20 protein-coding genes and 4 pseudogenes are annotated in these 23,275 nt (G+C 68.3%); 13 read left to right on the top strand and 11 right to left on the bottom strand.

Annotated features, from left to right (window positions below):
• Nucleotides 1–212 precede the first annotated feature (212 nt).
• Nucleotides 213–1,193, top strand: a complete 981-nt coding sequence (locus ACFPZJ_RS36245; RefSeq protein ID WP_381030792.1) for an L-threonylcarbamoyladenylate synthase — start codon at nucleotides 213–215, stop codon at nucleotides 1,191–1,193.
• A gap of 463 nt (nucleotides 1,194–1,656) precedes the next feature.
• On the opposite strand, the gene ACFPZJ_RS36250 is transcribed toward ACFPZJ_RS36245, so the two are convergent.
• Genes ACFPZJ_RS36250 through ACFPZJ_RS36260 form a run of 3 tightly spaced genes read right to left on the bottom strand, consistent with a single transcriptional unit; the run spans nucleotide 1,657 to nucleotide 4,426 of the window.
• On the bottom strand, nucleotides 1,657–2,325 hold the full coding sequence (locus ACFPZJ_RS36250) for an NADPH-dependent F420 reductase (protein ID WP_381030794.1): 669 nt from the start codon (nucleotides 2,323–2,325) through the stop codon (nucleotides 1,657–1,659).
• 27 nt (nucleotides 2,326–2,352) lie between these two features.
• Nucleotides 2,353–3,384 carry an LLM class flavin-dependent oxidoreductase gene (locus ACFPZJ_RS36255; RefSeq protein WP_381030795.1) on the bottom strand — a complete coding sequence of 344 codons (1,032 nt, stop codon included), beginning with the start codon at nucleotides 3,382–3,384 and terminating at the stop codon, nucleotides 2,353–2,355.
• A complete protein-coding gene (locus ACFPZJ_RS36260; RefSeq protein ID WP_381030797.1) occupies nucleotides 3,377–4,426 on the bottom strand; it encodes an LLM class flavin-dependent oxidoreductase in 1,050 nt (349 codons plus the stop codon). The genes ACFPZJ_RS36255 and ACFPZJ_RS36260 overlap by 8 nt, the downstream gene beginning before the upstream one ends.
• Before the next feature lie 110 nt (nucleotides 4,427–4,536).
• Here ACFPZJ_RS36260 and ACFPZJ_RS36265 point away from each other — a divergent pair, with 110 nt between their 5' ends.
• From ACFPZJ_RS36265 to ACFPZJ_RS36285, 5 genes and pseudogenes are all read left to right on the top strand, one after another.
• Entirely contained in the window at nucleotides 4,537–5,007 is a 471-nt protein-coding gene (locus tag ACFPZJ_RS36265) for a MarR family winged helix-turn-helix transcriptional regulator (RefSeq protein ID WP_381030798.1), read from the top strand.
• A gap of 61 nt (nucleotides 5,008–5,068) precedes the next feature.
• Nucleotides 5,069–6,019, top strand: coding sequence for an NmrA/HSCARG family protein (locus ACFPZJ_RS36270; protein ID WP_381030799.1), 951 nt, complete (start codon nucleotides 5,069–5,071; stop codon nucleotides 6,017–6,019).
• A gap of 131 nt (nucleotides 6,020–6,150) precedes the next feature.
• Nucleotides 6,151–6,408 (top strand): SDR family NAD(P)-dependent oxidoreductase, encoded by a 258-nt coding sequence (locus tag ACFPZJ_RS36275; RefSeq protein WP_381030800.1) that lies wholly within the window; start codon nucleotides 6,151–6,153, stop codon nucleotides 6,406–6,408.
• A gap of 106 nt (nucleotides 6,409–6,514) precedes the next feature.
• Nucleotides 6,515–6,721: pseudogene (locus ACFPZJ_RS36280) on the top strand (PP2C family protein-serine/threonine phosphatase); the annotation flags it as partial.
• Between the two features lie 228 nt (nucleotides 6,722–6,949).
• Nucleotides 6,950–9,523 carry a pectate lyase family protein gene (locus ACFPZJ_RS36285; protein ID WP_381030802.1) on the top strand — a complete coding sequence of 858 codons (2,574 nt, stop codon included), beginning with the start codon at nucleotides 6,950–6,952 and terminating at the stop codon, nucleotides 9,521–9,523.
• Between the two features lie 101 nt (nucleotides 9,524–9,624).
• On the opposite strand, the pseudogene ACFPZJ_RS36290 reads toward ACFPZJ_RS36285, so the two are convergent.
• The 4 genes and pseudogenes from ACFPZJ_RS36290 to ACFPZJ_RS36305 form a co-directional block, all read right to left on the bottom strand.
• Nucleotides 9,625–10,524: pseudogene (locus ACFPZJ_RS36290) on the bottom strand (APC family permease).
• 229 nt (nucleotides 10,525–10,753) lie between these two features.
• On the bottom strand, nucleotides 10,754–10,939 hold the full coding sequence (locus tag ACFPZJ_RS36295) for a hypothetical protein (RefSeq protein WP_381030804.1): 186 nt from the start codon (nucleotides 10,937–10,939) through the stop codon (nucleotides 10,754–10,756).
• Nucleotides 10,940–11,239: 300 nt separating this feature from the next.
• On the bottom strand, nucleotides 11,240–11,638 hold the full coding sequence (locus ACFPZJ_RS36300; protein ID WP_381030806.1) for a PIN domain-containing protein: 399 nt from the start codon (nucleotides 11,636–11,638) through the stop codon (nucleotides 11,240–11,242).
• On the bottom strand, nucleotides 11,638–11,913 hold the full coding sequence (locus ACFPZJ_RS36305) for a hypothetical protein (RefSeq protein WP_381030808.1): 276 nt from the start codon (nucleotides 11,911–11,913) through the stop codon (nucleotides 11,638–11,640). The genes ACFPZJ_RS36300 and ACFPZJ_RS36305 overlap by 1 nt, the downstream gene beginning before the upstream one ends.
• A 544-nt stretch (nucleotides 11,914–12,457) precedes the next feature.
• Here ACFPZJ_RS36305 and ACFPZJ_RS36310 point away from each other — a divergent pair.
• Nucleotides 12,458–13,318 (top strand): hypothetical protein, encoded by an 861-nt coding sequence (locus ACFPZJ_RS36310; protein ID WP_381030810.1) that lies wholly within the window; start codon nucleotides 12,458–12,460, stop codon nucleotides 13,316–13,318.
• Nucleotides 13,319–13,533: 215 nt separating this feature from the next.
• On the opposite strand, the gene ACFPZJ_RS36315 is transcribed toward ACFPZJ_RS36310, so the two are convergent.
• The 3 genes and pseudogenes from ACFPZJ_RS36315 to ACFPZJ_RS36325 all read right to left on the bottom strand — a co-directional run bounded on the left by ACFPZJ_RS36315 (nucleotide 13,534) and on the right by ACFPZJ_RS36325 (nucleotide 15,538).
• Nucleotides 13,534–13,779, bottom strand: coding sequence for a hypothetical protein (locus ACFPZJ_RS36315; protein WP_381030812.1), 246 nt, complete (start codon nucleotides 13,777–13,779; stop codon nucleotides 13,534–13,536).
• A 46-nt stretch (nucleotides 13,780–13,825) separates the two neighbouring features.
• Nucleotides 13,826–14,182, bottom strand: coding sequence for a transposase (locus ACFPZJ_RS36320; RefSeq protein WP_381030814.1), 357 nt, complete (start codon nucleotides 14,180–14,182; stop codon nucleotides 13,826–13,828).
• Nucleotides 14,163–15,538, bottom strand: a pseudogene (locus ACFPZJ_RS36325) (IS30 family transposase). The gene ACFPZJ_RS36320 and the pseudogene ACFPZJ_RS36325 overlap by 20 nt, the downstream one beginning before the upstream one ends.
• Before the next feature lie 156 nt (nucleotides 15,539–15,694).
• On the opposite strand from ACFPZJ_RS36325, the gene ACFPZJ_RS36330 reads away from it, so the two are divergent.
• Both ACFPZJ_RS36330 and ACFPZJ_RS36335 read left to right on the top strand, forming a co-directional pair.
• Nucleotides 15,695–15,838 (top strand): IS3 family transposase, encoded by a 144-nt coding sequence (locus ACFPZJ_RS36330; protein WP_381030815.1) that lies wholly within the window; start codon nucleotides 15,695–15,697, stop codon nucleotides 15,836–15,838.
• Complete coding sequence (locus tag ACFPZJ_RS36335; RefSeq protein ID WP_381030817.1) at nucleotides 15,831–16,430, top strand: SUKH-4 family immunity protein; 600 nt, start codon at nucleotides 15,831–15,833, stop codon at nucleotides 16,428–16,430. Before ACFPZJ_RS36330 ends, ACFPZJ_RS36335 begins: the two co-directional genes overlap by 8 nt.
• Nucleotides 16,431–16,436: 6 nt before the next feature.
• Here ACFPZJ_RS36335 and ACFPZJ_RS39935 read toward each other — a convergent pair.
• Nucleotides 16,437–17,500, bottom strand: a protein-coding gene (locus ACFPZJ_RS39935; RefSeq protein ID WP_461097638.1) for an IS630 family transposase whose coding sequence is annotated in 2 segments (ribosomal slippage) — nucleotides 16,437–17,053 and nucleotides 17,053–17,500 — 1,065 coding nt in all. Because the reading frame shifts where the segments join, the coding sequence is not laid out codon by codon here.
• Nucleotides 17,501–17,690: 190 nt separating this feature from the next.
• Between ACFPZJ_RS39935 and ACFPZJ_RS36350 the strand changes: the two are divergent.
• The 4 genes and pseudogenes from ACFPZJ_RS36350 to ACFPZJ_RS36365 all read left to right on the top strand — a co-directional run.
• A pseudogene (locus ACFPZJ_RS36350) lies at nucleotides 17,691–18,278 on the top strand (IS5 family transposase); the annotation flags it as partial.
• Between the two features lie 105 nt (nucleotides 18,279–18,383).
• Nucleotides 18,384–18,680, top strand: a complete 297-nt coding sequence (locus ACFPZJ_RS36355) for a hypothetical protein (RefSeq protein ID WP_381030821.1) — start codon at nucleotides 18,384–18,386, stop codon at nucleotides 18,678–18,680.
• A gap of 299 nt (nucleotides 18,681–18,979) precedes the next feature.
• A complete protein-coding gene (locus ACFPZJ_RS36360; protein ID WP_381030823.1) occupies nucleotides 18,980–19,816 on the top strand; it encodes an IS5 family transposase in 837 nt (278 codons plus the stop codon).
• Nucleotides 19,817–20,727: 911 nt separating this feature from the next.
• The gene (locus tag ACFPZJ_RS36365; protein WP_381030825.1) at nucleotides 20,728–23,256 is read left to right on the top strand and encodes a Pls/PosA family non-ribosomal peptide synthetase; all 2,529 of its coding nucleotides are present in this window, start codon (nucleotides 20,728–20,730) and stop codon (nucleotides 23,254–23,256) included.
• Nucleotides 23,257–23,275: the final 19 nt, after the last annotated feature.

Below are 23,275 nucleotides of genomic sequence, written 5' to 3' on the forward strand. Positions count from 1 at the left end.
GGCCGTCACCACGCTCGGCCAGGCTCATTGGCGGCCAGGAGTTCGAGGACACGGACGTCGACGCCGCGCCGGGCGTCCTGGCGGTGATCCCCGGTTCCGTTGTTTCGGCTCTTCGGCGTCCGGGCTCACGGGGTGCCGTCAGCCTTGGTTTGCCGTTATGCGTCGATGAGGCCGCGAAACGTGGGCGCGGAGCAGTGAGAGGATAGTGAGACGTGACAGCAAGAACCAGTGACATCGAGATGGCGGCCGGTGTGCTGCGCGCCGGAGGTCTGGTGGCCTTCCCGACCGAGACCGTCTACGGTCTGGGCGCCAACGCCGAGGACTCCGCCGCGGTCGCGCGCGTCTTCCAGGTCAAGGGGCGCCCGCCCTCCCACCCGCTGATCGTCCATATCAGGGGCGCGGAGCACCTGGGCGACTGGGTCGAGGACGTGCCCGCGTCGGCTCGCCTGTTGGCCGAACGCTTCTGGCCGGGGCCACTCACGCTGGTTCTGCGTCGCGGTCGCCGGGTGCCCCTCGATGCGACTGGTGGCCTGGAGACAGTGGCCGTACGCGTGCCCGACCACCCCCTGGCGCTCGCGCTGCTGTCGGCCTTCGGCGGCGGAGTGGCGGCCCCGTCCGCCAACCGCTTCGGCTCGGTCAGCCCGACAACGGCGGACCACGTCCGTACGGAGCTCGATGACGCCGTCGACTTCGTGCTGGACGGCGGCCCCTGCGAGGTCGGCGTCGAGTCCACCATCGTCGACGCCACGGGCGACATCCCGAGCATCCTGCGGCCCGGCGGGGTGACGCGCGAGGACCTTGAGGCGGTGCTGGGGTGCCCGATCGCGGTGCCTTCGACGAGCCGTGTGCGGGTACCGGGCCAGCATCCGTCCCACTACGAGCCGCGGGCGCGGGTCGTCCTCGTCGAGCCGGAGAAGGTCGTCGCCGAAGCGGAGCTCGCGCAGCAGCTGGGGCACCAGGTGGGCGTCCTTCTTCCCCCCTCCTACGCCGACACTCCGGTGAAGGCGCACGCCGTGCTGGCGGTCCCCGGTTCGATGGCCGCCTACGCGCGCGGGCGGTACGGGTTCCTGCGCGAGCTCGACCTGCGGGGCTGCGACCTCATCGTCGCCTCCCTGCCGACGGAGGAGGGGCTGGGAGCCGCGATCGCCAACCGGCTCCGCCGCGCCGCGGGGCCCCGACTCGCCTCCGAGTGACCAGCACGCCACGCCGTTCGATGGTCCTGCCGGAGCGCCCACGCGATGGTGACGGTCTTGAAGCCGTGTTGTGCCGTCGCGCGGTGGCGGACGGGCCGATAGACCATGCCGGCAGACGCAGGCATGTTTTGCCTTTCTTCCGGCTGCTTGCTGTCAGGGGGAGTGCGGCCCGAAGCGGCCGCAGCCCACGCACATGGCCAGGACGAACAGGACCACGTTCACCGCGAACGGAATACGCCTACCCGCGTCGGCTGAGCGTGTTCGCGGCGCCGAACATGGTATTGCCCGGGCGATGAGCCGTTGGCCCAGGCCATGCGCGGGGAGCGGAGAGTTCCTCCATCGAAAGCGAAGCCTCAGCGCCGGCTCAGCCTGGCGGAGAGGCGGGGCGTCGTACCGACGACAGCCCATCACGGGGCTGGTGGTCAGACTGCGTGTCCGGTCGACGCAGCGGTCCGCGCGCTGATCACCGTCCGCCCGCGCTCTGATTCCGGGAAGCGGTTGAGCATCGCGCGCAGTTTTCGGCGTCGACGTTGGCGCCGAACGGCTCGGTGCCCGGTTCGAGCCTTACCCCCGCGGCGAGGGGGCCCGCGATGACCGGGTCGAAACCGAAGGCGTCGACCAGATGCGCGACGGTGATGAGGTCGTCGGAATCGTCACCGGCGATCGCGATGGCCTTGCGTCCCTGTATTCCTGTGGGCCGGGCCTCGTCCTCGAGGTCGTGGTAGCCCATGTGGTTGAACGCCTTGGTCACGCGAGACCCGGACAGGAATTGCTGCACGATCTCGCTCGACGAGGTCAGCGGGTCGGTGAGGTCGTCGCGGATGCCGTCGACCTCCCACCAGTAGTTCATCGCGTCGATGACGAGCTTGCCCGACAGGGCATCGGCCGGAACGCTGCGGTGCTTGCCGAGGGGGAGTGCCAGGATGACCACGTCCGCCTTCGCCGCGGCCTGCGCGGCGGTGACCGGTTCTGCGCCTGGGGTGAGGACTTCGATGGTGAGGGCGATCTTGTCGGGGTCGCCCGAGCCGGCGATGAGCACGCGGTAGCCGACTGCCAGTGCGAGGCGTGCGAGCACGGTGCCGACCTTTCCTGCGCCGAGGATGCCGATGGTGTGTACGGGTGTGGTGTCCATGTCGTCTTGCCTTCTCCGTTCGCGGTGTCAGCTCGCGAGGATGTCGCGGACCATCGGGAGCACCTTGGTGCCGTACAGCTCGACCGCGCGCAGCCGGGCACTGACGGGCTGTGATCCCGTGGTGTAGACGAGGTCGAAGCGGCCGACGCCGAGGGCCTCGATGGCGTGGGCCATCTTGCGGGCGACCGTTTCGGGTGAGCCGATGTAGAGGGAGCCGTGCTCGATCTCGGCGTCGTATTCCTCCTTGCGGACCGGGGGCCAGCCCCGCAGTGCGCCGATGCGGTCGCGGATGACCTTGTAGTGCGGCCAGTGCAGTTCCCGGGCTTCTTCGTCCGTGTCGGCGATGAAGCCCGGTGAGTGCATGCCGACCGGATGGGCGGTGGTGCCGAACTTGCCGGTGGCGCGCTGGTAGAGGTCGATGTAGGGCGCGAAGCGTTCCGGGCTGCCGCCGATGATGGCGATCATGAGCGGGAAACCGTAGTGCGCGGTGCGGATGACCGACTGGGGTGAACCGCCGACCCCGACCCAGGTGCTCAGGTGCCCGGACTCGGTCTTGGGGAAGACGTCGGCGTTCTCCAGCGGGGCACGCTTGGTGCCGCTCCAGGTGACGGGCTTCTCCTCGAGCAGTTTGGCGAAGAGTTCGATCTTCTCCTCGAACAGGACGTCGTAGTCGGCGAGGTCGTAGCCGAAGAGGGGGAACGACTCGGTGAAGGAGCCGCGCCCGAGGATGACCTCGGCCCGGCCGTTGGAGAGCGCGTCCACGGTCGAGAACCGCTGGAAGACGCGGACGGGATCGTCGGAGCTCAGCACGGTCACGCCGGAACCAAGACGGATCCGGTTGGTACGGGTGGCGATGCCGGCCAGCACGGTCTCCGGGGTCGAGATCGCGAACTCCGGGCGGTGGTGTTCACCGAGGGCGATGACGTCGACGCCTACCTGCTCCGCGAGCACGGCCTCGTCGACGACCTGCCGGAGGGCCTGGGCGTCGGACACCGGCCTGCCGGCGTCGTCCTCCGGCACGTCGCCGAACGTGTCCAGACCGAAGACGAGTTCAGACATGGGTGGGCTCCTTCGCAAACAGTTCCTTGACCCGTGGGGCGACTTCGCGGCCCAGCAGCTCGATCGAGCGGGCGCGGGCTTCGCGGGGGAGGTTGAGGAGGTCGTATTTGAGGTCGAAACGGCTGAGGTGCAGGTCCCGGGCCATAGTGGCGATGTTGCGGGCGACGGTCTCGGGGGAGCCGACGAACAGCGCGCCAGTATCGATCTCCGCCTCGTAGCGTTCGCGGGTCGGGGCGTAGAAGCCGCGTTCCTCCGCAAGTTGGATGACGCGGGGCTGCCAGTACCGCCACCAGGTCTCGGCCGCCTCCTCGTCGGTGTCCGCGATCAGGCCCAGCGAGTGCAGACCGACCGGTTGCCTGGGATGTCCGAACTGCTCGAGGGAGCGGTGGTAGAGCTCGACGAGGCCGGCGAAGCGCTGGGGGCGGCCGCCGATGATGGCCATCATGAGCGGCAGGCCGTAATGCGCGGCGCGGACCGCGGAGTTCGGGCTGCCGCCCACACCGATCCAGGTGGGGATGCCACCGGTCGGCATCCGGGGATGCAGTCGCTGCTCGACAAGCGGCGGCCGGAACTTCCCCGACCACGGCACCGTTTCCCCGCGCTGGAGGCGCATGAACAGCTCGAGTTTCTCCTCGAACAGCTCCTCGTAGTTGGCGAGGTCATAGCCGAACAGCGGGAACGAATCGGTGGCCGATGCTCGGCCCAGCGTGAGCTGGGCGCGGCCGTTCGAGACCGCGTCCAGGGTGGAGAACTCGTGGTACAGCCGTACGGGATCGTTGGTGCTCAGCACGGTCACCGAGGTGCCGAGCCGGATGCGCTCGGTCGCGGTGGCGATCGCGGCGAGCAGCACGGGGGTGGCGCTGTCGTTGTTGCCCCGGCGGTAGTGCTCGCCGACGCTGAACACGTCGAGCCCCAGGGTTTCGGCGAGCTTCGCCTCCTCCACGATCAGTCGAACCGTCTCAGCGTCGCTCAGCAGGCGGTCGCCATCGGTCGCGACCTCTCCGAACGAGTTGAGCCCCAGTTCGAAGGCTGTGGCCGTCATGGACTCCTCTTGTGCTCCCGGTCGGCTGGCCGTCACACGACAGACAGGCTGTTGACGTGTCAATCATTGCCCCATATGATTGATGTGTCAACAAGGAGGGTGGCGGCACCGTGGCAGAGCGACTTCCCACTGCCGAGGAGTTGCGGATCTGGCGGGACTTCATCGAGGCGACGGAGGCGCTACGCTCCGAACTCTCGTCACGCCTGCAGAGTGAGTCCTCCTTGTCGCCCGGCGATTACGCCGTGCTCCTCGCGCTGCGGGAAGCGGAGGGGCGCAGGCTGCGCCCCTCCGAACTGGCGGCCCGCATCGGTTGGCAGCGCAGCCGCCTCTCGCACCAGCTCGGCCGTATGGAGCGGCGAGGGCTGATTCGGTGTGAGGGCTGCGCCACCGACAGCCGGGGTGCCGAAGTGGTGCTCACGGCCGAGGGGGCGGAAGCGTTCCGGTGTGCGTCCCTGCCTCATCTGCGTGCCGTTCGTGAGCTGTTCGTCGATCCCCTCACGTCCGATCAATTGGCCGCGGCCGAGCAGATCGCGGCGACGCTTCGCACCGGTCTCGAGAGGTCGCGCGACGCAGAAGCGTGAGTGCCGTAGAATAGTTGATGAGTCAACTGACTGCTCTTTCCATCGAACAAGGACAGCTGCCATGAGCAACAAGAAGATCATTGCGGTCGCCGGAGCGACGGGTGCGCAGGGCGGTGGCGCCGCGCGGGCGATCCTCGCCGACCCGGATTCGGGTTTCACGGTGCGCGCGCTGACCCGGAATCCTGACTCGCCCGCGGCCAGGGAGCTCGCTGGGCTCGGGGCTGAGGTCGTACGGGCGGATTTCTATGACGAGCCGAGCGTGCACAAGGCGTTCGAGGGTGCTTACGGTGCCTTCCTGGTCACCAATTTCTGGGCGCACGGGTCGGCGGCCAAGGAGACGGAGGAGGTCGAGGTCCTGGTCCGGGCGGCCAAGGCTGCGGGCCTGCGGCACGTGGTGTGGTCGACGCTGGAGGACACTCGTGAGCTGCTGCCGCTGGACGACGAGCGGATGCCGGTCCTGCAGGACTGGTACAACGTGCCGCATTTCGATGCCAAGGGTGAGGCGAACAAGCTGTTCACGCGGGCGGGGGTGCCGACGACCTTCCTGAACACCACGTTCTTCTTCCAGGGCTTCCTGCAGGGTATGGGCCCGCAGCGTGCCGAGGACGGTGTGCTGACGCTGACCCTGCCGTTCGAGGACGGCAAGCTGCTCTCCGGTGTGGATGTGGACGACATCGGCCGGACGGCTTTGGGCATTTTCAAGGGCGGCGAGAAGTTCATCGGTGCCACCGTGGGTCTGGCGGGTGACCATCTGACCGGGGCCCAGTACGCGGAGAAGCTGGGGGCGGCGCTCGGTGAGCCGGTGCGCTTCCAGTCCGTGCCCTACGACGTGTTCCGCACCTTCGACATGCCGGTCGCCGAGGAGATCGCCAACATGTTCCAGTACTACGGTGACTTCGACCGGGAGTTCACCGGCGCCCGTGATGTGAACAAGGTGCGGGAGATCAACCCGGCGCTGAAGAGCTTCGACGCCTGGCTGACCGAGAACGCCTCCCAGTTCCAGGTCAGCTGAAGACGAGCGCCGAGTGCGGCGGCCCGCGAGAGCGTGGCCGCCGTGGCGAGCGGACGGCTCGACGGCAAGGTCGCGTTGGTCACCCGGCGCGAGCCGCGGCATCGGTGCGGCCATCGCCCGTCGCCTGGCCCGTGAGGGCGTGGCGGTGGCCATCAGTTACCACGCGTCCCCCGGCCACGCGGACTGTCGTCGCCGACATCACCTCCGCAGGTGGCAAGGCGGTGGCGGTAGCGGCCGATTCGGGAGACGCGGAGGCCCTCGGTGCAGCGGTCAGCAGCACCGTGGCGGCGTACGGCGGTCTGGACATCCTGGTGCACAACACCGGGGCCGGTGTGTCCGGCCCGATCGAGGAACTCACGGCGACGACTTCGCCCGGGTGGTCGGGGTGAGCGTGTGCTCGACGTGGGTGGCCTCTCAGGCGGCCTTGCGGCACATGGGGGAGGGGGCAGGATCATCTCGATCGGCAGCGTCTTCGCCGACCTCCCGGAGTTCCGGGACGCGACCGGTGCCACCTGCCTGTACGCCGTCTACGATCCGGTCGCCCGCCAGTGCGCCGTCGCGAGTGCCGGGCATCCACCGCCGGTGGTCGTCGGGGCCGACGGCACCGAACAGGCAATCCCGATCTCGCCCGGCCCACCGCTCGGTGTCGGCGGCATGCCGTTCGAGATCACCTCGGTCACGCTGGAGCCCGACAGCCGTCTTCGGCGTATGCCTCGTCAACGACTCGCCCTAAGTTGTTGACATGCCCAAAACACATGACTACATTTCCGGGAATCTCAGAAAGCGCTTTCCTTCTTCCGTCCGCGCCCTGCCGGCACGGCGCGCGGGGCGCATTCCTGACAGGGGAGTGCCGGCATGCACTCGACTCAGCGCAATGAGCAACCAGGAACGTCAGGAACACCACGAACACTGGGAAGCAACGGGGGCGGCTTGCCCCTGAGGGCTTCGTTGTGGGGCGGGGCCGCCATGGTCGTCCTCGCCCTGCTCGCCGTGTTCACCGTTGCGGTGCCGTCCGCCTTCGCGGGGACCTTGTTCAGCGAGGACTTCGAAGACGGCGCCCCCACGGGCTGGTCCGTCAGCGGCGGTAGCTGGTCGGTGGTCACGGACGGTTCGCGGGCCTACCGGCAGTCCGGGGCCAGCTCCGATGCCAGGGCGCGGGCCGGTTCCGTCTGGACCGGGCAGTCCGCGCAGGCGCGGGTCAAGCCGATCACGTACAACGGCACCGCCCGGCACGTGTCCGTGCTGGCCAGGGCCCAGGGATCCGGTGACTACTACCACCTAGGTATAACGAACGCCGGATCGGTCGTCCTCGGCAAGCGGGTCGGCGGGGCGTTCACTCAGCTCGCCTCGGCGCGGGCCACCGTGTCCCCGGGCACCTGGTACACGCTGCGCCTGGAAGCCTTCGGCAGCACACTGCGCGGCTTCCTGGACGGGAAACAGGTGGTCACGGCGACCGACGGCACCTTCTCCTCCGGCACGACGGGGGTGGCGACGTACTACGCCAGTGCGGTCTTCGACGACCTCCTGGTCAGCGACGAGCCGGGGGCCGGCGGCACGCCGACGCCCGGCCCGACCGACCCCCCTCCCACCTCGCCCCCGCCCTCGGGCTCCTGCACGTCACCCGGCGGCCCTATCGGCTTCGCCTTCGTCAACGCCTGGGGTCAGAACGGCACCACGGGCGGTGCGGGCGGTCCCGCGGTCGAGGTCGACACGGCGCCGGAGTTCCTCTCCGCCATCGCGCACGACGGGCCGCTGACCGTCTGCGTCCGCGGAACGATCGCGCTGCCCGGTCCGATGCACGACGTCACCTCGCACAAGACCATCGTGGGCATCGGCGCGAACTCCGGTCTCACCGGCGGGGGACTGAACATCGGCCTGCCGATCGACAACGCGGTCACCGCGCCCCCTGCCGACGCCGTGCACAACGTCATCGTCCGCAACCTGGTGTTCCGCAACTGGGCCGACGACGCGATCAACGTGCAGATGTTCTCCCACCACGTATGGATCGACCACAACGACCTCGCCGGAGGCTACGACGGCGCGATCGACATCAAGCGCGGCTCCAGCTATGTGACGGTCTCCTGGAACCACACCCACGACCACACCAAGAACATGTTGCTGGGCCATGACGACCGCAACGGTGCCCAGGACACGGGGCGGTTGAAGGTGACGTACCACCACAACTGGTTCGACGAGACTCCGCAGCGCAACCCGCGGGTGCGGTTCGGCGAGCCGGTGCACCTGTTCAACAACTACTACTTCCACAACACCGATGTGGGAGTGGCCTGCCAGGCCGGCGCGGGCTGCGTGGTCGAGGGCAACTACTTCGAGGACGTCGAGGAACCGGTGACCGACCACTACGCCGGCCCGTCCGGGCGCTGCGTGGCCCGGGACAACGTCTTCGTCGGCGCGGAAGCCGGTCGCCCGGTGTGCAGCGGCAGCGTGGAGGAACCACGCAACCACTACAGCTACACGCTGGACGACCCGAACACCGTGAAGGCGGTGGTCACGGCGGGCGCCGGCGTCGGAAAGCTCGGCACCGCGGCCGCGGCCGGGAAGGCCGAACCCGTCGCCGCGAAGGCCGCTCCGGCCAAGGCAACCGGTCCCGCCGCGGCGGCCGACGCGCCCACCGGGTGGGCCGGCGTGAACGCGCTCGGCCGCAACGGCACCACCGGCGGCGCCGGCGGCCCGACCGTCATGGTGACGAACGCGGCCGACCTGACGCACTACGCGGGCCGAAACACCCCGTACGTGATCATGGTGTCGGGCCGCATCCAGCTGACCGGCATGGTGACGGTGGTCGCCGACAAGAGCATCATCGGCACCGGACAGGGTGCCGAGATCACCGGTGGCGGGCTGCAACTGGGCTCCACGACCCGGCCGGGCAACAACGTCATCATCCGCAATCTCGTCTTCAGCAGCGCCTCCGACGACGCGGTCAGCGTCACCAACGCGGCCCACTATGTGTGGATCGACCACAACGAGTTCCGGCCCGGCGCCGACGGCTCGGTCGACGTCAAGCGGAAGTCGAGCTACGTCACGGTGTCCTGGAACTGGTTCCGCGGCACCGACAAGACCGCCCTGGTGGGGCACTCCGACAACTACGCCGAGGACGTGGGCCACCTGAAGGTCACGTACCACCACAACTTCTTCGACGGCACGCGGCAGCGGCACCCGCGCGTACGGTTCGGCGAACCGGTGCACGTCTACAACAACTACTTCCGGAACAACGAGCTGTACGGGATCGCCTCCACGCAGAACGCCGGGGTGCTCGTGGAGGGCAACTACTTCGAGAACGTCGCGCACCCCTGCCACGTCGGCTACGCCGAGTCCGACCCGGGCCGGCTGGTGCAGCGCCACAACCGCTTCACCGGCTCCGGCACCTGCGCGTCCGCGGGCAGCGTGACCGAGCCGGGAACCTCCTATCCCTACACACTCGACCCGGCGGCCGACGTTCCCTCGCTGGTCCGGGCCGGGGCGGGCGTAGGAAAGATCGGCGCCTGACCCCCAAGGGCACCATCGTGCCGGTGCCGGCCTTCGCCAGGCCGGCACCGGCGATTCCCGATCGGCGACCGGTGACCGGCTGCAAGGTCGCGGAAGGGCGGTCACGCCTCGCCGCGCACCTTCATCACCACCCTGTTGACCGCCCACAGACCGATTCCGATGGCCAGCAGCACACCCGCCCTGATGTAGACGTCCGCGGAGCGGTCGGCCAGCGGGCTGGCCAGGACCAGGGCGGTGATCGCGCCGAGCACCGGCAGGGCGGTCGGCGTACGGAAATGCCTGTGCTCGACACGGTCGCGGCGCAGCACCAGAACGGCGACGTTGACGACGGCGAACACGCACAGGAGCAGGAAGGCCGTGGTGTCCCCGAGGCCGGAAGCCTACGAAGGCGAAGAAGCCGAGGGCTGTTGCCCCGAGCACACTGCTGATCAGCGCGTAGCCGGTGCCCTCTGCCTGGAACTCACCGAGCCGGGACGGTTCACCGTCCCCGGCCAGCACCGCCCAGGCGCCGATCGTGAGGATGATGAGCAGGCCGCTGAGCTCGAAAAGGGTGAGGACCACATTGGTCTTCACCGACTCCGACACGCCCCGCAGGTTCAGTGCCGCGAGGGCGAGGACGAACAGGATCGCGATGAGGGTGGGCGGGAAGAAGTCCGTGAACTCGGCGAGGTAGTCACCGCTGAAGGCGCGGGCGGCCGCACTGGCCGAGGACAGGCCCGAGCACATGACCATGAAGGCGACGATGAACGTGAGGAACGGGACGCGGAACGCCTTCTGCGTGTAAAGGCGGCGCCGGCCGCCCTTGGGTACTTGCCGACGAGTTCGACGTACGAGGCCGCCGTCAGGATGGCCACGACGAATCCGATGACGAACGGCAGCCACAGCGCTCCGCCGACCTTTCCGGCGACCTGACCGGTGGTGGCATAGATCCCGGTGCCGAGAATGTCGCCGATCACGAAGGACGTTTCCTTCGATCTGGACCTCTTCTCCCGTGCCCGCACCGAGAGCGTGACGGGTACCTCCCTGCTCCGTACCGTTCACGATGGCTCCCCCGGACGTCCTGGGTGATCAAGAGTCTGCCGATGCTGTAGTGTCGCTGGACGCCGTGGCCTCGTGGGGTGCCCTGAACAGTTCCGGGGCGGCGAAGCGCTGCTGAACGGTCATCCCCACGCCATGCCGATTCTCGACTTCGGCGCCGACCACACGTGCCACTGGGGACGGCCGGACCGTCTACCGCGGATCCGTGACGAGGACCAGCAGCCTTGGGCCGATGGCCCGCCGCAGTGGGGTGCCGGCCCCGTCGCTGCGCAGCGCGTCGAACAGGCGCCGCCGGGTGACCTCGGTGATGGCCGCCGGCGGCCCCGCGGGTACGCCGTTGCCGCGGAAGCGGCCCACGACGGTGTCGGCGGGACACAAAGCAGCTGGAAAGTCGTCTTGAAGCTGTAGTCATCCCAGTTGTCCCGAACCAGGAAGGCCTGCCCCAGCATGGGAGAGGCGGGCCGCCCGCGGACGGGCAGGACAGTGAACTGCACGGTTCCTCCGGAGGACACCTCGGCCTGCGGCCGGGCACGTCAGAACAGACGACGCACCCGCCCTGGGCGAGCGGTGCTGCTCCCGGCGAGAGCAGCACCGGGTCTTCGTGGCTGCCAGGTCGCGGCCGGCCAGACCCGGGTCAACGCGACCGATCGTGTCGGTCTGCCGCCGGGCGGCTGGCGGCTACTGGTCGGGGTGGACGGCTTGGACGCCGGTGCCGGCGTAGGCCTTCGGTGTGAGGGTGAGCAGGAACCGGCCGCCGGGGTGGGCGGCGGAGGGGCGGGCGGCGTGGATGGCGTGGACGGCGGCCCAGGAGTGCCCGAACCGCAGCAGTTCGGTGGCGGTGACCGCGGCGTCGGTGTGGAAGGCCTCGATCCGGATGAACCGCAGCCCCTTGATGTAGCCGAGCAGCCCGGGCCGCTCGGCGTCACCGGCCGTCAGGGAGAGCACCGGCGCGTACAGGTCACCGAGTCCGCCGGAGGCCTGGACGTAGAACGCGGCGACCGCCTCGTTGAACGGGTCCTTCGGGTCGTACAGCGCCGCGGCGGTGGTGTGGTCCAGGACGACCGCGATCCCCGCCACTACGCGGCCGCCCGCGAGCCGTGCGCGGTGGCGCCCAGGCGCTCCAACAGTGCCCGGGCCTTTGCCTCGGCTTCCGGGCTCGGCGCGCTGCCGAGGGCGGAGGCGAGTTCGGCGCGGGCCAGCTCGGCCCGCTCGGCGTACTCGGCCTGCGTGGGCGTGCTCTGCGCGAGGTCCTCGACCAGGCTGCGGATGGTGGTGCCGTGTTCGGCCGCCAGCTGGGCGAGCCGGTCCCGCGCGGCCGTGCTCACCTTGATGCTCGTCTCGTCTGCTGCCATGTTCCTCACTCTACCGCGCTCCTCTACTGCGGGTAGAGGAAACGTGTCTGTATGGCAGCATGCGCGATAGCCTCCGCCCGCGCACGGCGAGGACATGTCTCCTGGACGCGATCAGTACGTGGGATGTGCGCCTGAAGTACGGGCTAGGGCGGCTTCATGGCCGGGCGGCCTGATGCCCGGCGCCGGGGACGGGGTCCACGACCTGCACACGATACGGGCGTGATGGTGTCGTGCAGGGGGGTCTGCGCTCGGCAGTTCAGAATGGCCGGGTCGGGCTCGCGCCACCATGGCCGCTGCACCGACCGGGAAGCACCCAAGGACGGCCAGTAGAGACACGGCTGCAACTGCCGGACCCGCGCGCTGGCCGTGTGTCCGGCCGCACGGCGCGGAAGTTGGACGTAGGGCTCCCGTTCTGTGTTACCCCCAAGTTGGGACGGGAGCCCCCTGCCGCCCAATTCCTGGTGCGCAGGACTCATGGGGCCGTGCTTGCTCGACCCTGTAGGTGGTCTACCTGAGGCAGGTGGCGCGCGGCACCATGCTGTCCATGAGGGATCAGCGAGCTGCAGAATTCGCCCGGTGCGCCGTCGTGCTGGCCGCGGAGTTGCGCGAGACACGGCACGCCGGCGCGGTGGCCGCCGATCCCGTAGAACAAGCGGATCCTTTCGCCGCTCCCGCCCCGACAGGCGATGACCCCTTCGCTCCGTCCATGGCCGGCCGGGAGGGCGTCTTCTATCAGGCGCTGTCCAACGGGCTGGCTGCGATCGTCGCTTCCGAGTGGCCGGGGGAGGAGTTGGACCGCAACGGACGGGTCCGGTCGGCCAGCGCGCTGCTCAAGGTGATCGAGGAACACGTCCCTGCCACGGACGGCATCATGCTCATTCCTGACAAGCATCCGATGCCGGAGATCCCCCAGGGCGACACGGACTCGCTCTTCCAGGCGCCTCGTCTCTCGTCGCATACCCGGATCGATGTGCGCACGCTCCAGAACGGGATCGAGGTCAGTCAGGCGGCCCACCACGGCCGTGGTGCTGGAGGTCTGCAGCATCGCCACGTCGAGGCCCTGCTGGCCCTCGACGGTCACAAGAGCCTTGGAGCGATGGGAGAGGAACAGCAGGACCGGATCCAGCAGACCGCGCAAAGAGAAGACGCGGCCTCCCAGAAACGAGCTGCCGAGTACCTCGAGCGGATCGGTGAGGAAGAAGCCATCCGGCGCGCCGAGAACGTATCCAACCCCAACGCCTTTCACCCGGAGCACAACCCGGACGGACAGGACCTCGACACCTGCCCCGTCTGCGGGCACGGGACGTTCTGCGTGGAGGGCCTTGACCCTGTCTTCGGCCGGGTCGGGTACGGACAGTGCCTGGTGTGCACCTACACGCGCACCCCGGGCGCCGCCCGTCGGTGACGGCGGCCAGGTAACGGGCGAGTACGGCGACGGGGACGCGCAGAGGACGAGGCATTCACACCGAACAACTCCGGTCGATCATGGACGACGAGTGATGCCTTCCGGCGCCCGGAGCCGTGGCCTTCGGCGGCCAGCCCCTGAGGGCGGGCAGGGATGGTTCGAGCCGGGTGAGCGGCCGGGGCAGGACGGGCGATGTGGTCGTCGTGGGCCCGACGTCAGGCGAGGGCGTTGCGGAGGTAGGCAGGCAGTGCCTGGCGGACGGCCGGATCGGCTTCCCAGCCGGGGTCGGTGAGTTGGTCGGCGGTGATGACGACGTGGCCTTCGTGGTCGGTGCGGACGTCGACGCGGATCGTTTCGCCCCGGCTGTCCCGGCCGGCGAGGTAGGCGGTCAGGACGGTCCGGCCCAGCTCGGCGGGGTCCGCACTGGTGGTCGCTCGGCCGAGGTCTTTGCAGATCCACACGTCGCTGAACCGTTCTGAGGTTCCCCCGCTGTGCGAGAGGTGCTGATCAGCAGGTCAGAGAGGGTTGACGGGGTTTCAGGTTCGCTCGTTCGGCCGCTGCCTGCTCGGCGTAGTGCTTCTCCTCGAACTCGATCGGGCTGAGGTAGCCGAGCCGTTTCTGGATGCGCCGACTGTTGTAGAAGCCGTCGATGTACTCGAAGAGCGCGAGGTTCGCCTCGGCACGTGTGGCGAAGACGCTGCCGCGGACGCATTCGGTCTTGATCAGCATCCACAGATTCTCCGCGAGGGCGTTATCGTAACTGTCCCCGACGGACCCCATGGATGCCTCAATTCCAGCCCGCACCAGGCGAGTTGTGAGCTTGATGGACGTGTATTGCCTGGACTCAACCGGTCGTCGCAACACCGGCTTCCTGGGCCGATAGTAGATGCTCGTTGAGGGCTTCAGCTGGCGTGTTCCAGCCGAGTGTTTTGCGGGGTCTGGTGTTGAGTGCGAGAGCAACAGCCGCGAGCTCGTCGGCTTCCCATCGCGACAGGTCTGTGCCCTTTGGAAAGTACTGGCGCAGGAGTCCGTTCGTGTTCTCGTTGGTGCCCCGTTGCCAGGGGCTGTGCGGGTCGGCGAAGTAGACCTGCAGCCCGGTGTCGACGCTCAGTTGGGCGTGCTGGGCCAGCTCCTTGCCACGGTCCCAGGTCAGCGAGCGGCGCAGCTGCTCGGGCAGCGTGGTGATCGTGCTGATGATCGCGTCTTTCACGGCCTCGGCGCCGCGGCCGGCCAGTGCCGGGCCGTTCTTGACCCGTGGCTCGACACCGTAGCCGTCCATCCGCGGCAGGTGCAGCAGCATGGTGAACCGGGTCGTGCGCTCCACGAGGGTGCCGATCGCGGACCGGCGGTGCCGATGATGAGGTCGCCCTCCCAGTGGCCCGGCACCGCGCGGTCCTCGGCCTCGGCAGGCCGCTCGCTGATCATCACCTCGGGCGTCACGTGACCGTTCGCGCGCTGTCGGGAGCGTGCTCGCGGAACCCGTAGCGCACGCCCGGTACGCAGGCAGGCGACCAGCTCGCGCTTGAGTGCTCCGCGCCCTTGGATGTAGAGGGCCTGGTAGATCGCCTCGTGCGAGATACGAATGGCCTCATCATCGGGGAAGTCGAACTTCAGCCGGTTCGAGATCTGCTCCGGGCTCCATGCTGTGGCCCACCTGCGGTCTTCGCGTCGCGGCTTGTTACGGCCCTTCCAAGGTGCGGCCTCAGGTCCCGGCACCGGCGTTCCGTCAGGTCGGCGGACCTGGCCGGAGAGCCGCTCTTGGACGTACTTGCGGAGCCGTTCGTTGACGGCAAGCTTCGCGGTCTTGGGGCGTCGCGTCATAAGCTCTGCCTTCCACTGCGCTACCGAAGCCCGATACTCGAGCTTCCCGCCCCGAGTGGCCGCGTTGCGTCGCAACTCCCGCGAGATGGTCGCCGGGTCGCGACCGAGCCGGCGGGCGATCTCCCGAACCCCAGCGCCCTGAGCTGTCATCAAGGCGATCTCTTCGCGTTCCTCAAACGACAGATAGCGGCCCGTGAGCGGGGCAAGCATGAAGGTCGGCATGCCGCCACGCTCGCGGAACCATCGACTGCCGGCCGCCTGCGACGCGCCGACTGCGATCGCGGCTTCCTCGCTGGTCAGCCCTTTGGCGATCTCTCGCCAGAACAACCGTTCCACATCACGGCGAAGCGACGGTTTCCCAGGCGATTTCATCGGCGCCCTGCCCGTCAGCGCCTTCATCCACCCTGCTGGCCTGCCCATCAACACCTCCCAGATCGAGGTGTTGCGACGACCAGTTGAATCCGCCGAATACTGCTCCGGAAGTTCAAGCGGGCCTGCCGCAAGCTGGGCATCGTGCAGTCGATGGGCAGGGTCGGATCTTGCTTCGATAACGCCGTGAGCGAGGCGTTCAACAGCGTGCTCAAGGTCGAGTACGTCCACCGGCACATCTTCCGCACCCGTACCGAGGCCCGCATCAAGATCGCCACCTGGATCACCGACTTCTACAACACCAGGCGGCTACTGAACTTGAATGAGTGATGTCGCGGCCAGCAGCGGGGTGGCCGGAGGCCCGGGTGGCGTCTTCCCGGCATGGCCGGAGCACGAGGATGATGTTCGCGTGATCCGAGACTTCCCGCCGTTGCCGCTGCCCAAGTACGCCGTGGTCGGGATCGGCTGTTCATCAGAGGTGCCCGCCGAGATCGCCAGCGACCTGCGGCAGATCGGCATCCCAGCTGGGCTGATCGGCTATGAGTACCAACCCCTGACCGAGGCGACGCTGCTGAGCGGGATCGGTGAGAGCGGGTTGGTCGTCTTTGGGACCAGCGGCCTGTTCGGGCGGCTCGGCATCGATGTGGCTTCGCGTCGCGTCGTGCAGATCCCCAAGACCGAGTCCCCGACCGCCAGGCATGTGAACAGGGATCTCGGAGCCTTCCACCGGTGCGTCGCGGCCATCATCGCCCGCTTCCCGTTCTACGAGGAAGACGAGGAGGAAAGATTCCAGGAGGTGGCGGACGAGCTTCGCCATCTCCTCACCACCCTCGATGACACCGCACTCGCAGACAACGGGTTGTGGGAGACCATGTGCGACGACGTGGCGATGGGCGACTACGCGAACTGGGAGGAGGCCTGAGTTGCCTCAGTCCTCCAGCGTCAGGCCGGTGGTCGCGAGGCAGCTGTCGACGAGTTCCGGACGGTACTGGATCCTCTTGAGCCGCCGCTTCACGGCTCGGGTGATCTGAGTGAGGTCCGCGGCGGCGAGGTTGCCGATATCGCGTTTCACCAGCGACCAGACTCCCTCCTGCGGGTTGAGGTCAGGTGCGTACGTGGGCAGCTGGAACACGGTGAGCCACTCAGCATTCGCGTCGATGAACTCCCGCATGCCAGCCGTCAGGTGCAGCCGGAGGTTGTCCCAGACCAGCACGATCGGGCCGCCGAGCTGGATGCGGGCGCGGATGACCAGGTCGCGGAAATCCCGCCAGCCGAAACCCTTCGGCTCGTCCTTGCGGCCGCGGTACTCGCGGATCGCGTAGATCAGCCGGGACCGCTCGCCGGGCTTGTAGCAGGCCATGCCCGCCATCGACACCCGCCCCGAGCCACGGCCTCTGACTCTCACGACCGGGGTCTGGCCGATCCGGCCCCAGGTCCTGGCGCGCGGCGGAGTCATCGACTGCCCGGCCTCGTCCTCGAAGACGATCCAGGCCCCGCGCTCCGCCGCGGTGCTCTTACCCGCGGCCAGGTCTCCTCCTTCCACACTTCGACCGCCGCGTCGTCGCGCTCGATCGCGCGCCTGGTGGGCTGCTGCCAGCTCCAGCCGTGCCGCTTCAGCAGCCGCCAGGTGCCCTCGACCGTGTAGGAGACATGGAACAGCCGGCCGATTAGCGTCTTGATCCGTGCCAGCGTCCATCTCTGGTCCGACCAGCCGTGGACCAGCGGACCGCGCTCCAACTCCCGTTCCAGCCTGGTGATCTGGGCTTCGCTGAGCCGAGGCCTCCCCGGCGACCCCTTCGACAGGACGCCCGCCTCGCCGCCCTCGCGCCAGGCCCGGCGCCACCGCTCGACCGACCGCACGCTGATCCGCAGGGCAGCGGCGATCTCCGCGTTCTTCTGCCCAGCCTCGAAACGCTCCACGGCCTGGAGCCGTAACCGCTCCCGCGTGGTCCTCTCGGCGTCGGTCAGCCCGCCGCCCTGCGCATACCTCACGCCCCAGGGCTACCGGTGTCGACACCAGGCTGTCAGGCGAACGGCACCGACATCACCCAATCAAGTTCAGTAGCGGGGTTCATGACTCTTTGAGTGGATCTGCTGTCGCCTGATGGTGTGGCTGCGGGGCAGAATCTGCCGGTCCGCGCTTGTTGATCTGGTGATGTGACCGGGTGAGTGAACGCAACCAAGCGACTTATCGGACGAGCAGTGGGCGTTGATCGAGCCGGTGATCACCGCGTGGAAGGACCGGCACCGCTCGGTCAGCGGCCACCAGGGCGCCTATGACATGCGGGAGATCGTGAACGCGATCCTCTACCAGGGGCGGACCGGTTGCCAGTGGGCCTATCTCCCGCACGACCTGCCGCAGAAGAGCGCGACCTACTACTACTTCGCCGCCTGGCGGGACGACGGGACCGACCAGGTCATCCATGAGCTTCTGCGCTGCCAGGTCGGGGAGAGGGCCCGCCGATTAGAGGACCCGACCCTGGTGGTGCTGGACACCCAGAGTGTCCACGTGGCCGCCGGGGTCCCCTCCGCCACGAGTGGTCATGATCCGGCCAAACGGGTGCCGGGCCGCAAGCGCGGACTGGCCGTGGACGTCCTCGGCCTGGTCATCGCAGTCGTGGTCCTCTCCGCGAACACCCACGACAACGCCGCGGGCATCGTCCTGCTGGACCAGGTCGCCGGGCAAGCCGGCGGAACCGTCCGCAAAGCCCTGGTCGACCAGGGCTTCAAAAACCAGGTCGTCATGCACGGGGCCCGCCTGGGGGTTGACGCGTGAACATCCAGCCCCTGCTCGAGGGCCCTGGACCTCCAGGAAGACGCCGCCCGGGCCCTGGCCGACGACCTGCGCGCACAGATCGACGACCTGCAGACCCGGTTGCGGGAGGCCGAGACGCACCTGGAGCACCTCGCGATCACCCGCACGACCGTCACCGGCCTCGCCGACCGGCTCCCGGCCGACACGCCGGACCTGCCCGAGCACCCGGACTATCCCCGCATCCTCGCCGCCTTCAACCACGCGACCGGGCCGCTACGGGCCAAGGACGTCTGCGAAGCCCTCGGCCACGAACTGCTGCCGAAGAACGTCGAAGGCACCCGCGCCAAGCTGAAACGCCTGGTCGAACTCGGGATCCTCACCGAGGCCGACACCGGCAACTTCACCCGGAAGCAATAGCCGACGGAAAGCTCCACCAGCGACCTTGCCCCAACCTCAGCTGGAAACGGACATCACCTTACGAACCGCCCACTGAGAGGGCGTTTATGCAGGTCAAGGCCCGTACGCGCCTTATGTGAGTGTCCTATTTCGTCGCGGATAGCCCGATGGGCGAAGAGCATCGCCCGGCGGGGCGATAGCCTCGCCGCCCGTCTCATCCGCTTCTGGGTTCGGAAACCCGTCTGACGTAGAGATACAGCAGAACCTCCCAGCCGCCAGCGGAACGAGTGGTTCCGGAATGCCCATGCTCAGGCTGTGCTGTGAGTGATCGAAAGCCGTACCCCAGCGACCTGTCGGACGCCCGATGGGCTCTGATCGAACCGACGTTGACGGCCTGGCGGAATGCCCGCCTCGAACGTCGCCCCACCGGTCAGCCGGCGAAAGTCGACCTGCGTGACGTGTTCAACGCGATCCTCTACCTCAACCGCACCGGAATTCCCTGGAAATACCTCCCACATGACTTCCCCGGCCACGGCACCGTCTACTTCTACTACGCCGCCTGGCGCGACGAGGGAATCTTCGCCCAGCTCAATTACGACCTCACCGCCCTGGCCCGCGTGAAGGAAGGGCGGAAGCCCGAGCCGACGGCCTCCGTCATTGACACCCAGAGCGTCAAGACCTCCACCAATGTGCCCGTGACCAGCCAGGGAACGGATGCCGCGAAGAAGATCGTGGGCCGGAAGCGAGGCATCCTCACCGACACGATCGGCCTGATCCTCACCGTGACTGTCACCGCCGCCAGCCTCTCTGAAAACGCCCTGGGGATACGCCTCCTCGACCAGGCGAAAAACACGTACCCAACCATCACCAAGAGCTGGGTCGACACCGGCTTCAAGAAGGCCGTCGTCGAACACGGCGCGAAACTCGGGGTCGACGTCGAAGTCGTCGACAAAAACCCAGGAACTCGCGGCTTTCACGTCCTGAAAAGGCGGTGGGTGGTGGAGCGGAGTATCGGTTGGATCATGATGCACCGTCGTCTCACCCGCGACTACGAGACCCTCGCCACCAGCTCCGAAGCCATGATCCACATCGCCTCGATCGACAACCTCGCCAAGCGCATAACGGACGAGACCACGCCAACCTGGCGAGGAACCTAATAGGGCATACAGGGCAATACGCCTAGATCAAACGCCCTCTGAGAGAGTGCCGACCTGCAGGTCGCCGCCCGTGATCGGCGCCTCGCCGAGTTGGCCGAGCTGACGGATGCCCTGAGACGCATCGGAGAGCCCAGTCAGACGGGAAAGCCGCTGGACGGATCAGGCCTGCTTGGACCACCACGGCTTGATCGGTGCGGTCGGAATCGCGGGACGCCGAGCACTGTAGGGTCCAGGCGGAAACGCAATGATCACTGCGTTTGCGGGCTGTCTGCGCCGCGAGCAGCATGGTGTGTGGGACACGTGTCGCACGGCGCAAGGCGCGCTGCGGAACGCACAGTGCAACGGTCGACACCCCTGCCGGAACGCTGCTTCCGCCGCGATGTGCCTCCGCCTTGTAGCTCTCACCACGGAGGCTGAATCCCATGAAGACGCCGAGTGAGACATACCTCAGCGATAACCAGGCGCAGCAGAACGCGGAGCAGAAAGCGGTCTACCACGATGCGGGTCTTCCCTCCACGGCTTGAGGCTGCCGCGTAACACGTCGTCCATGAACCGTCCGGACCGACGGTAACGATACGTCACCCGACATCATCACGGCACACCGGTACCTGCGTGACCCTAGGTGCAACGCATCGCAGATCCTGTCCCCTGTCACCCTGCCTTTTCGACATCGCCGCAACCCCGCCGGTTGTGGGCCGCCCCGCTGCCTGCGGCCCTCTCGGCAGCAGACGCAGTAGCGGGGCGTCGTAGGCCGCGGCCGCCGACCCTGTCGTGCTCGGAGGCCGCCGCACGGGGCGCGGCATGTGACCGACGAGCACGGAGCCCCTGAGGGGATCCCCGTCCCGGCAGCCGGCGCACGCAATGAACCGCACCGCATCACAGGCTGTGACCATCACCCCCGAGGAGTTCACGTGGCGGGAAAATCCAGCGAGGTCTCCACAGCCGTTCCGCCCGGGCCCGCGGCCACCGCTAACGGACGCGCCGACGCGGGCATCGAGGCGGCCCTCGCCGAGCAGCTGGCCGACGTGATGCGCGTCGACCGGGTCCCGGTCGACAGCCACTTCTTCGACGACCTGGGTGCCAACTCACTCCGGATGGCGCACTTCTGCGCCCGGGTCAGGAAACGGGGGGATCTGCCGTCGGTGTCGATGAGGGACGTCTACCGGCACCCGACGATCCGCTCGCTCGCACAAGCCCTCGCGGACACCCCGCCCCCACCGGTCCCGGCACCGGTCCACACCCCGGAGCAGACGTCGTCCGCGCACGGCACACGATGGTATGTGCTGTGCGGGACGGCACAGTCGCTCTTCTTCGCCGGCTACTGCCTGTTCATCGGGATCGTCCTCGCGCGCGGCTACACCTGGGTCTCCGGCGGCAGGGGAATGGTCGGCGTCTACCTGCGCTCGGTCGTCTTCGGCAGTGCCGTCTTCGCCGGCGCCTGCGCCCTGCCGGTCGCGGCCAAGTGGCTGCTCGTCGGGCGCTGGAAACCCGGCGACTTCCCGGTGTGGGGGCCGGCCTACCTCCGCCTGTGGACCGTCAGGGTGCTGCTCCGGACCAGCCCCATGCTCCTTCTTGTCGGCAACCCGTTGCACGTGCTGTACCTGCGGGCCCTCGGTGCCCGCATCGGCAGGGGGGTCACGATCCTCACCCACTCCGTGCCGGTCTGCACCGACCTGCTCACCGTCGGCGCTGGCACCGTGATCCGCAAGGACTGCGCCATCCTCTGCTACCGGGCTCACGCCGGACGCATCCAGAGCGGCCCGGTGGTCCTGGGCAGGGACGTTCACATCGGCGAGCGGACCGTGATCGACATCGACACCGCCATGGGCGACGGAGCGCAGCTCGGCCACGCGTCGGCGCTGCACCGGGGCATGTCGGTCCCTGCGGGCCAGCGGTGGCACGGCTCTCCGGCCCAGCGGACGGACGTGGGCCTTCCGCAGATCGCAGCGGCGCACTGCGGCACGGCGCGCCGGGCGGCCTACGGCCTCGTCACCCTGCTCCAGCTGTTCCTCGTGTACCTGCCGCTGGCTGTCGGCGGCTCGTACCTGCTGTTCACCTGGCTGCCTGGGCTGGCCACGCTGCTCGACCCCGCCGCACACGGCATCGCCTCGGCGTGGTTCTACGGCAAGGCGCTGGCCCTGTCCTTCGTGCTGTTCTTCGGCCTCCTGACCATCGGCCTCGCCGCCGTGACCGTACTGCCCCGCCTGATGAACCTGCTGGTCCGCCCCGGCCGGCCCTATCCGCTGTACGGTCTGCACTACTCGGTGCACCGCGCGGTCGCCCGGACGAGCAACATCAAGCTGTTCACCTGGCTGTTCGGCGACAGCTCCTACATCGTCCACTACCTGCGGGCCATCGGGTACGACATCTCGCGCGTGGAGCAGACCGGTTCGAACTTCGGCACCGAACTGCAGCACGAGAGCCCGTTCGTGACGTCCGTCGGCAGGGGCACGATGGTCGCCGACGGGCTGTCGGTCCTCAACGCCGAGTACTCAAGCACCTCCTTCCGCCTGGCACAGGTGTCGATCGGACCGCACAACTTCCTCGGCAACAACATCGCCTATCCGGCGGGGGGCAGAACGGGCGACAACTGCCTCCTGGCGACGAAGGTGATGGTCCCGCTCGATGGGCACGTGCGCGAGGGAGTGGGGCTGCTCGGCTCTCCCCCCTTCGAGATCCCGCGCTCGGTGGAGCGCGACACCCGCTTCGACCACCTTCGGACCGGCGACGAGCAGCGCCGCCGCCTGACCGCCAAGAACCGCTACAACCTGCGCACGATGGGCCTGTTCCTGGTCCTGCGGTGGCTGCACTCCTTCGGGATTCTGGCGATCGGCGCCGCCGCCGTCGCCTCGTCCGACCCGCACAGCGCCGCCGGACAGCTGCTCATCGCCGCGTCGGTCGCGTCCTGCGTGGTCTTCACCGTCCTCTACTTCGTCCTCGTGGAGCGCGTCGTCCTGCGGTTCGGCGGACTGCGTCCGCAGCTGTGCTCCATCTACGAGCCGTACTTCTGGTGGCACGAGCGTTTGTGGAAGGTGCCCGACAACCACCTCGTCGTGTTCAACGGCACTCCGTTCAAGAACGTCATCTGGCGGCTGATGGGGGTCCGGATCGGCCGCAGGGTCTTCGATGACGGCTGCTACATCACCGAGCGGACGCTCACCGCCATCGCCGACGACGCCACACTGAACGCAGGCAGCAAGATCCAGTGCCACTCCCAGGAGGACGGCACGTTCAAGTCCGACCACGTCACGATCGGCGCCGGCTGCACGCTCGGCGTCGGCGCCTTCGTCCACTACGGCGTGACGCTGGGCGAGGGCGCCGACCTCGCCGCCGACTCCTTCCTCATGAAAGGCGAGGAGGTGCCGCCGGGTGCGCGGTGGGCCGGCAATCCGGCCGTCGAGCGGACCAGCGCCTCCCACTGCGCGCATCCGACTCACTGACCGGGACGGAAAGGGAAGC

This window comes from Streptomyces bullii (genome assembly GCF_042657145.1).
GTDB classification, from domain to species: domain Bacteria; phylum Actinomycetota; class Actinomycetes; order Streptomycetales; family Streptomycetaceae; genus Streptomyces; species Streptomyces bullii.